Origin of the sequence: Arenibacter sp. 6A1 (assembly GCF_012272855.1) — a bacterium.
Classification (GTDB): Bacteria; Bacteroidota; Bacteroidia; order Flavobacteriales; family Flavobacteriaceae; genus Arenibacter.
Genome location: NZ_JAAXCQ010000008.1, coordinates 251,270 through 261,079, shown reverse-complemented (window position 1 = coordinate 261,079; position 9,810 = coordinate 251,270). Strand labels below are relative to the sequence as shown.

Annotated in this window: 6 protein-coding genes; 3 read left to right on the top strand and 3 right to left on the bottom strand. The window is 41.7% G+C overall.

Annotated features, from left to right (window positions below):
* Positions 1 to 379: 379 nt before the first annotated feature.
* From HCG49_RS18570 to tatA, 3 genes are all read right to left on the bottom strand, one after another.
* Positions 380 to 3,514 carry an OmpA family protein gene (locus HCG49_RS18570; protein ID WP_240938670.1) on the bottom strand — a complete coding sequence of 1,045 codons (3,135 nt, stop codon included), beginning with the start codon at positions 3,512 to 3,514 and terminating at the stop codon, positions 380 to 382.
* A gap of 753 nt (positions 3,515 to 4,267) precedes the next feature.
* The gene (locus HCG49_RS09850; RefSeq protein WP_168469358.1) at positions 4,268 to 4,477 is read right to left on the bottom strand and encodes a type II toxin-antitoxin system Y4mF family antitoxin; all 210 of its coding nucleotides are present in this window, start codon (positions 4,475 to 4,477) and stop codon (positions 4,268 to 4,270) included.
* Positions 4,478 to 5,231: 754 nt separating this feature from the next.
* The gene (gene tatA, locus HCG49_RS09845; protein WP_168469357.1) at positions 5,232 to 5,429 is read right to left on the bottom strand and encodes a twin-arginine translocase TatA/TatE family subunit; all 198 of its coding nucleotides are present in this window, start codon (positions 5,427 to 5,429) and stop codon (positions 5,232 to 5,234) included.
* A gap of 201 nt (positions 5,430 to 5,630) precedes the next feature.
* Here tatA and HCG49_RS09840 point away from each other — a divergent pair, with 201 nt between their 5' ends.
* The 3 genes from HCG49_RS09840 (at position 5,631) to HCG49_RS09830 (ending at position 9,807) form a co-directional block, all read left to right on the top strand.
* Complete coding sequence (locus HCG49_RS09840) at positions 5,631 to 6,500, top strand: M23 family metallopeptidase (RefSeq protein WP_168469356.1); 870 nt, start codon at positions 5,631 to 5,633, stop codon at positions 6,498 to 6,500.
* A 6-nt stretch (positions 6,501 to 6,506) separates the two neighbouring features.
* On the top strand, positions 6,507 to 8,012 hold the full coding sequence (locus HCG49_RS09835; RefSeq protein ID WP_168469355.1) for a GH3 auxin-responsive promoter family protein: 1,506 nt from the start codon (positions 6,507 to 6,509) through the stop codon (positions 8,010 to 8,012).
* 109 nt (positions 8,013 to 8,121) lie between these two features.
* Entirely contained in the window at positions 8,122 to 9,807 is a 1,686-nt protein-coding gene (locus tag HCG49_RS09830) for a DUF6909 family protein (protein ID WP_168469354.1), read from the top strand.
* Positions 9,808 to 9,810: the final 3 nt, after the last annotated feature.

The following is a 9,810-nucleotide window of genomic DNA, read 5'->3' as shown; positions in this document are numbered from 1 at the left end:
ACTTATCTCCTGCCTTAAGCATCCCTACATCCCCCTTAGGCCCCCTTCAAAGGGGGAATACACGTTTTTAAACCAGAACGAGTCAACCTAAATCAGGGACGTACACTCCATAACAGATATCATGGACTTTGTTGATTAGTGTCGCCCCTTTTAAGCATTGTTTATAGTTCCCTGAATTCCGCGTTAGCGATTGCAGCGGCATCCTTTTTTAGGCGGCCCAGCCGCCTAAAAAGATACAGCGGAAAGCGCGACCCGTTAGGGTAACGCCCTTAAGACCATCATCTTAAATAGCGGTACTACTGTAAAAAAACAAAGCCAGTGAGAACAAATCGTCCCCACTGGCTATGATATTTTGCTATTAGCGATCGTTTTTGTTGCGCTACATTTTTACGATAATAAACTCCGAACGCCTGTTAAGCTCGTGTTTGGCCCTACTACAGGGAACGCTATCGCTACATTCGTTGATGGGCTGTTCTTCGCCATATCCTTTTGCACTGGCAATACGGCTCTTGGCAACCCCCTGGGAAATTAAATAGTCCCGAGTAGCTTTGGCACGCTTGTCTGACAGGTATTTGTTGTACACATCGCTACCTCTAGAATCGGTGTGCGATGCTATCTTAATGACCATATCTTTGTATTCGGTCATTACTTCCACTAACTTATCCAACTCTTTTGCTGCGTCCTTACGCACATACGATTTGTCAAAATCAAAGTAAATAATATCGGTCTTTAGCTTTTTCTCTCCATCTTCGATAACGATCATTTCCTTTAACTTCTTCATGGGAACGCTTATGTTTACCACTTGGTTTTGAAGAGTTTGCGTATCTACCGTCTGAGCGAAAAATTCGGTTTTAGAGGTTTTTATGGCGTATTTAGTTTGGGAATCTAGGGCCTCAAAAATAAAATACCCATCGGTATCAGTGGCTATTTCTGTTATCTTATTGTTGTTTTCATCGTACAGTTCTACCCTTGCATTGGGCAAGGCTTCTCCGGTAATAAATTCCGTTACATGGCCGGCAATAGCATTTTCAAATACCTCTTCTACCGCAAAGTTGTTAAAGGAATAAATATCGTCATCGCCTTTTCCACCGGCCCTGTTAGAGGCAAAATACCCCTTCTGATTCTCCTCGTCTATGATATAGGAGAAGTCGTCCTTATTGCTGTTTATAGGTTTCCCAACATTTTTTACGGGACCAAAACCGTAGGCGTCGGACATATCGACCTCAAAAACATCCAATCCTCCTAGCCCCATATGGCCGTTAGAGGAAAAATATAGTTTGTTCTGGGTAACAAAAGGGAACATTTCCTTTTTAATGGTATTTATTCCTGGGCCTAGATTTTTAGGGGAAGAGTAGGTGTCGTTTTCCAATATATCTACCACAAAAATATCGGTATCTCCCATGGTTCCCGGCATATCGGAGACAAAGTAGAGTTTTTTCCCGTCTGGACTAACAGCGGGGTGGCCGGTAGAATAATCATCGCTGTTAAAAGGCATTTCGTAGGCTTCTGTCCATTCGCCCCCAATCTTTTTGGAGGTATATATCTTTAGGTGGTTGACCCCATTTTTATCTCTTCCCAGTTTCTTGCCATAATTATTCCTAGTGAAATACATGGTATTGTAATCTGGTGAAAAACTTACGGCGGCCTCGTGGTATTTGGTGTTTATTTTATTCGAAAATTTAAGTCCGCCCAAAAGGTCATTAGAGTCCTCTTGTGTCTTGGAGACATAGAGGTCCAAGTAAGGCTGGTTGTTCCATTTATAGGTCCTTGTGCTGAAAAAGGACGAATCCTTGGCAGAGGCAAAAACAACCTTCTTGTCTTGGTAATACATGGGGGAGAAATCTGAGTATTCTGTATTGATACTTAAGTTGTTAACGCGTACATTGTTTTCGTTATTCAATATAATGTCCATTTCGTTTTCTTCGGCTAAAAGCTCCTCTTCGGTATTGGCAAGTTGCGAGTTGTTTTCTTCTAACTGCCTGTTATACTGTCGCATCATGCGTTTTGCTCGGCCGTACTTTCCTACTCCTTTTAGGGCATGGGCGTATTTAAAAAGCAGCTCGGGCGACATGGTGTCCTTATAATTTACGTACAGTTCGTGGTACCAGTGATAGGCCCTTTCCATATTGGTATTAAAATAATGGGCATCGGCAGCTTTTTGAAGAATAGCTGCTTGGTGGTATTTTTTTCCTTTTACGAGGGCTTTTTCATAGATGTCGGCAGCTTCGGCATACCACATTTTATCAAAATATTGGGCAGCTTTTTTTACAAGTTTACTAGCGATAGGCTTATCCTTAGCTTGGCTGTCCTCCTCGGTATAGTCCACCAAAAGGTCGTCGTTTTCTTCCTCTAAAAATGCTGCGGCCATGGTCGGTGGCGCCGGCTCGGAGCGGATAATTTCGGGGGTAGTAGTTATGGCGGACTTTCCTGTTGAAAAATCTTTTGCAGCTAGGGCAGGGGTGGGATTGGCACCCGCTGCTGTATCGGTGTTTTCAGTAGCAAATAATTGGGTTTCATCAGCGGCTATTTCATCGTCGAAGAGGGTTATGGCCGGAATTGTTTGTGGCAGGTCGGAAGTAGCGACGATAGGAGCGGGCATCCACCCCGAATCACTGATTTTGGTAGCTTTAGTTGTGGATATGGTTATTTCTTCAGTGTTTAACTCTTCCTCGAACAGGGCTCTGGTTAGTATTGCTTGTGGCCGGTCGGCAGTAGCGACGATAGGAGCGGGAGTCCAGCTAGAATCATTGATAGCGTCTGATTTTGTTGTGGTTATTGTTGCTTCTTCATTGTCTAGTTCTTCCTCGAACAAGTCTCTTGTTACTATTGCTTGTGGCTGGTCGGAAGTAGCGACGATAGGAGCGGGAGTCCTATCCGAATCACTGATAGCGGCGTTTTCGGTTGTGGTTATTGTTGTTTCTTCATCGACCATTTCATCTTTAAATAGGTCTATCGTTGGTACGGCCTTTGGTAAGTCTGTAGCAGCAATGGCCGGGGAAGAGAGCACCACGGAAGTTGGGCGTGCCGTTTCCACACTGTCGTCATGTATCACCTGTAAAAGCCACATATACCCTTTATAGGTCCCATTGAAAGCAGAATTATAATCGGCCATGGCGTTCGCTAAAACGGTATAGTGTTTTAAATACACATAATTATATTGGGTGTCGTCGGTATTGACAATTCCAGATGCAAATCCGTTTTTTAACTGTTCCTGATGTAATTCTTGCGCTTTTTCGTCAGATTCGTATACTTTGGAGATCAAATAGAAGCCTTCGGCAACAGATTTTGGCAAATAAAACGTCCTACTGGTAATATTTTTTTCCGAGGTGATTTTTGCAAAGGTCTTTTCGTTCATGGCGTTTTTAGAAGGCTCCTCATTGTGTAAGGGCTCCTCTATCGGTAGCTGTAAATCGAATAGGTCTTTGGTTTGGGTCGAGGCCAGTTCCATCGACACTTCTTGGGCCTTGCCAAAGAAACAGAGCAGAAGAAAACAAGCGGTTAAGAATTTTTTCATGGTGTTATGGTTTGGGAAATTCAGGGGTTAGGATCGTTTTTACAGCAGCTTTTATTAATAATTTCCAATTAAGTTCCTGCCTAACTCTCGGATATTGAAATAATTGAAAGCAATCTTGCAGGCGATATGTAGGGCTAAAAGGCATATGGTCTCCACATTAAATAGCAATGGGATACTCAAAATTAAGAGCAAAGTAAGAAACCCAATTATTATTGTTGCGTAGGGTGGTTTTTCCGTGGTATAAAGGGTGTAGTTTGTGGATAGAGTCTTAAGAAAGTGGCTAAAAAGGTTCCTTTTAAAGCTTAAATGCTAAATATTTCTCTAAAAACTGAGGACTTTTTGCTAGAAAACCCTTTGGTGGGACTGGGCAGTTTTAGGGCTATATGCAGGTGTCATAATTTTGTAGGGAGGTACTAATATGGCAATTTTTCAGATGATCATTGTTAGGTGGGCGTTCCCCTAAGGGGTCGCTCTTTCCGCTATATCTTTTTTAGGCGGCCGGGCCGCCTAAAAAAGGATGCCGCTGCAATAGCTAACGCGGGAATACAGTGAACAATAACCAATTAGCAATAAACAATGTTTAAATGCGGGCAATACTAATAAGGGAAGTACATGATATCAGTTATGAAGTTATCTTGTTATCAAGTTATGTTGTTTGGAAGTTTTCAGTGAGCAATTGAAATACAAATTCCCCCTCATTGGTTTCGGTAATAATACCGGCCAAGTGGTCTTTATAAAATACCCTTCCCTTCCTCATTCATTTAGATCGTTAGAGTTAACGGCAGCTAATTCATGACCAAACATTTGAAGGACCAAGTTAACCTTGTCCATATTCAGATTGGTTTTTCCTTGTTCAATTTTACGTACAACAGTTAATGCTACTCCTGCACGTTCGGCGAATTCTTCCTGGGTTAGATTAACTTCTTTTCTTCGTTCTTTGACAAACTTCGCTAAAGGTTTCATTATATGCTTTTAAATATAATAATAGTTAAACATAATGAATTATATGTAATTGCGTATAATATAGGAAGTGAAATATTGAACTATATGCAAATACATTTAGTTTAAAGGAAAAATAATCTATTGAGGGTAACTCCCATTCCTGGCACAAATTGAACCTAGATATGGAGGAATAACTTTTTGCTTTTTTAAGGTTTAAAAATGTGGATTCCCCCGGAGAGTCTGCGCCGAGGCCTAAGGGGGGCTAAGGGGCCAGCTGGCGCGGTGGCCTGAGGTGCTGGGAGGGAAGGCCACTTTCATTATACAATTAAAAAAATGGTTCTGAAGTTATCTTGTTATGGAGAAGTTAACGGTAATCTTCAGCTCCCCTTTGGTTGCGGGACTATTGGTTGATAAGACTTTTTTTCTAAATGCGGAGGTAATAAAGGTTTAGTTCCTTCGAGGTATGTTTCTATAGATAATCTAAAAATAACCTTGGTAAGGCTTTTGGGTTTTCCTGAAAGCGGACGCTGAGCCGTGACATCCCCCAGCGAGGTTCCGCAGGAGTTTTAGGGGAGGAGAAAAAGAGGCTTAGGTGTGGAGAATTAAATTATTAGAAAGTGCTTTTTCTATTCAAATAACCAAAACTACACACTATAAAATTCCCTTAAATATAGGCATTACAGAATCGGCCGCCTTATGTGTGCAGATGTCGAAAAAAAATAAGTCAAAAAAAAACATCCGCAAAACGGATGTTTTTATATGTAAGAAAAAGGATTTACTCCTTTTTGTCTTCTACTTTTTTAGTGTCTAAATTCTCGTCATCCTTAGACGCATCTTTAAACTCCTTAATGCCACTTCCTAAGCCACGCATTAATTCTGGGATCTTCTTCCCTCCAAACAATAATAAAACAACCACCACAATAAGGATAATCTGAGGGGCGCCAATAACAAAAAATGTATTTAATGTGATCATAATAGAATGATTTAAGAACAACAAAGGTACTAAAAAAGTTATTAGTACCTTGTTAATTTTAATGCCAAAAATAATTTATAAATCTACTAATTTTAAACCATCTTAATCGCAGCTAGGCCTTTAGAGACCGTCAACGTTAAGAATTTCAAAAAATATATAGAAAGGAATTATTATGGAATACTAAGCTTATATTTGTTGATTATGGCTAAAAAAGTAAAAAAAAGAAAGGAAATAAAGCAGAAGCTATTGCACAAATACCGCTTGGTAATCTTAAACGAAAATACCTTTGAGGAAAAAATTTCGTTTAAACTAAGTAGGTTGAATGTTTTTGTGACAGGCTCTCTTTTTATAGTAGGCTTAATTGGGCTGACCACCTTGTTGATTGCCTTTACCCCCTTGCGCGAATATATTCCGGGCTACTCCTCTACAAAACTCAAAAGACAGGCCATAGAACTGACCTATAAAACGGATTCCTTGGTGACCGTCCTAAATTATACCAATAAGTATTTGGGGAGTATTCGCCAAGTCCTACGGGGCGATATAGAATATAGCGAAGTAGACAGGGATTCCTTGTTTGAGCAGTATAAGCTAGATCCCTCTTCGGTAGATTTAACGCCTATTAAAGAAGATTCCATCTTACGGTCCGAAGTGGACATGGAAGACAAATACAGTTTGTTCGAAAGAAACTTAAACTTGCCGGGAATGGTTTTGTTTTCGCCGCTAAGTGGTACTATTTCCCAAGGATACCATCCAGAAAGAAAGCATTATGCGGTCGATGTGGTAGCCCCTAAGGACAGCCCTATAAAAGCAGTGGCCAACGGGACCGTTATTTTTGCGGAATGGACGGCAGAAACTGGCTATGTAATTATCCTGGAACACGCCAACGGACTTATTAGTGTATACAAACACAACGGTTCCTTAAATAAGAGTCAGGGAGATATGGTACGCGCCGGAGAAGTCGTGGCTTCTGTAGGAAATACAGGGGAGCTGACTACCGGGCCCCATCTTCATTTTGAACTATGGAGCAACGGAAGTGCCGTGAATCCATTAGATTTTATAGATTTTAAATAAGCATACATGAGTTTAAAGTCCTTTGCAGCTAAAATTTTTGCCAAGAATATTGCCCGTAAAACCGAAAAATGGGTCCAAGACCCTATTACTACCCAAGACAAGGTGTTTGCCGCCCTCATAGCCGCGGCCAAAGAAACCAATTTTGGAAAAGATCACGGTTTTTCGGAAATTAAAAGTCACGCCGATTTTGTAAACCAAGTACCTATCAGGGATTATGAAGCCCTAAAAGGCTATGTGGAAAAAGTGATTGCCGGGGAAAAAGATATCTTATGGCCAGGGAAACCCGCCTATTTTGCCAAAACATCGGGTACTACCTCCGGGGCCAAATATATCCCTATTACCCACGAATCTATAAAGTACCAAATAGAGGCCTCCCGAAATGCCATCCTTAACTATATCCACGAAACCGGACAGGCCGATTTTGTGGACGGTAAAATGATATTCCTGCAGGGGAGTCCAGAAATGCAGGAAAAAAACGGTATAAAACTAGGCAGGTTATCGGGCATATCGGCCCATTATGTGCCCAATTATCTGCAAAAAAACCGCTTGCCCTCCTGGGAAACCAACTGTATAGAAGATTGGGATACCAAGGTCAATGAAATTGTGAAGGAGACCAAGGACGAGAACATGACCGTCATAGCCGGAATTCCGTCTTGGGTGCAAATGTATTTTGAAAAATTACAGGCCAAGACTGATAAAAAAGTAGGGGAGCTTTTTAAAGACTTTCAGCTATTTATTTATGGCGGGGTCAATTACGAACCATATCGGGCAAAATTTGAAAACCTAATCGGCAGACGGGTCGATAGTATAGAACTCTTTCCGGCCAGCGAAGGTTTTTTTGCCTATCAGAACTCCCAAAAAGAAAAAGGGATGCTTTTGTTGCTCAATTCGGGCATCTTTTACGAATTTATAAAGGCCGATGAGTTTTTTAGCGACAAGCCAGAGCGACTTACTATTAAAGATGTAGAACTAGGAGTCAACTATGTAATGATTATCTCTACCAATGCCGGACTATGGGCCTACAATCTGGGAGATACCGTTCAGTTTACTTCATTAAAACCTTATAAAATCATAGTCTCCGGGAGGATAAAACATTTTATTTCTGCCTTTGGCGAGCACGTCATTGGGAAGGAAGTAGAAGAGGCCATGCAACAGGCAATAGCCGCTACCGATGCCCGTATCAACGAGTTTACGGTCGCCCCACAGATAACGCCCGAAGCCGAAGAACTGCCGTACCACGAATGGTTGGTAGAATTTGAAAAATTACCGACCGATATGGAGAAATTTAGCGGCCTTTTAGATGCTGCCATGCAAAAACAAAACAGTTATTACCACGATCTTTTGATAGGGAAAATTTTGCAGCCCTTAAAAGTGACCCCTATAAAAAACGGGGGATTCCAAGCCTATATGCAATCGATAGGGAAGTTGGGCGGACAAAATAAGGTGCAGCGCCTCACTAACGACCGCAAACTGGCAGAAGCACTTTTAAGGATCAACAATAATATGGGGTAATAAATGTATAAAATACACATGTAGGGGATTTCTTTAAAAATTACCTATAATTGGCGGAGGATGGGCCGTAAACAATAATATAAATTGTAGTTTTGCAACTTGTATCAATATGAATAATTCAATCAATACCACCAGAGCACAAGATTCTACCAACGCCATAGAGCGGTTGTATATCACTATGCGGCACCTTTTTAATAGGGGGTTCTACAAGCCGTCTGGAGTTTCCGGGGCAGCATTGCGACAATCCTTATTGCAGTTACGGCCAGAGATATACGGGTCTATTGCCGAGGAAAAGGCCGAATTAAACGGGCTGATATATGTTTTGGAACGCCTGCCTGAGGGGATTGAACAATGTAGGTTTATCAACCTTACTTCGGACGAGGGCTATGCTACCTCACAGTTTAAGCCCATTATACCTCCAAAAAGACGTAGGAACTGTTACCGTATTGATGACGAGCAGATGAACATTGAGATCACTAGGGGGCGCTCCGATATTTATGATATCCTGACCCACTTGACCTTCTTGTTTATAGAATCTGAAAAAATAAGTGCCAGGGTCCTTATAGAAGATACCGATAGAACCATCAGGGATTGGGTAAAATTAGAACAGGCCGTAAAAAAAGACAAGCTCACCCAATTAGAACGGGAAGTGGCGTTAATACATGTTGCCAATATATTGGGCCGCCCCTTTGTAGAGGTGATGGAGGTACACCAATTATTGGCTACCAAAACCAACCCGGAACGCTTCTTACAAATCATCTATTGGCTAGGGAAATTGGCCATTGAAGAAATTACCACCGGCGATAAAAGGGCCATTACCTTTAGTCCTATGTTACGCGAACGCCTAGGGCACCATATCCATGGGGAACGTTGGGCCAATACCATCAAAGAAGTACTAGGGCAAAAAGGACTATTGCAGCGCCCCATACATATTATAAGTGCCAATATGCACTCGGTAATGAATTCCCTCTTCGCCAAAAAAGCCTTGAGTAAGGAGTTTAAGGAAAAAGAGTCATTGGAAATTTATGAGGCCTTGAGCCTGCCAAAAAATAACCTTTTGAGGAACAAGGTTATTGCCTTGGCAAAGAAAAATGGGATGCTTGCCATAGACGATGTTTCTGGGACCAATATAGACGTTCAGATTTTTGACATGGCCAAACTAGGGCCGGACGCTTGCTGCTTTAACCTGCCCAAAGATCTGCCAGAAGCGCAAAAACCATTGTTATTTGTCATGGATTACGCCTTTGGAGAACAGGCCTATGAAACCATAGACGAATTATTAAAACCCTATGTCAACAAAAAAGGGGAAGAAGTCTTTTTAAATGTGTCCTCTATATCCATTATGGGGAAGGCCGGGATTTTAGAAGGAGGCAAGGGCGATATTATGATCCCCAATGCCCATATTTTTGAAGGTACCGCCGATAATTATCCCTTTGAAAATGAATTGTCCAAGAAAGATTTTGAAGGCAATGGCCTAAACGTCCTTCAAGGGACCATGGTCACCGTTTTAGGGACATCGCTCCAGAATAAGGATGTCCTACAGTTTTTCCACGAATCTACCTGGAATGTCATAGGGCTGGAAATGGAAGGGGTACACTATCAAAAGGCCATCCAATCGGCCTCCAAGATCCGGAAAAGCATACGCCCAGACGTAAAAGTGCGCTATGCCTATTACGCCTCTGATAACCCGTTGGAAACAGGGAGTACCCTGGCCTCGGGCGGACTAGGGACAACAGGGGTAAAACCCACTTATTTAATTACCGATAAAATTTTAACACAAATATTCAATTCATAGTAT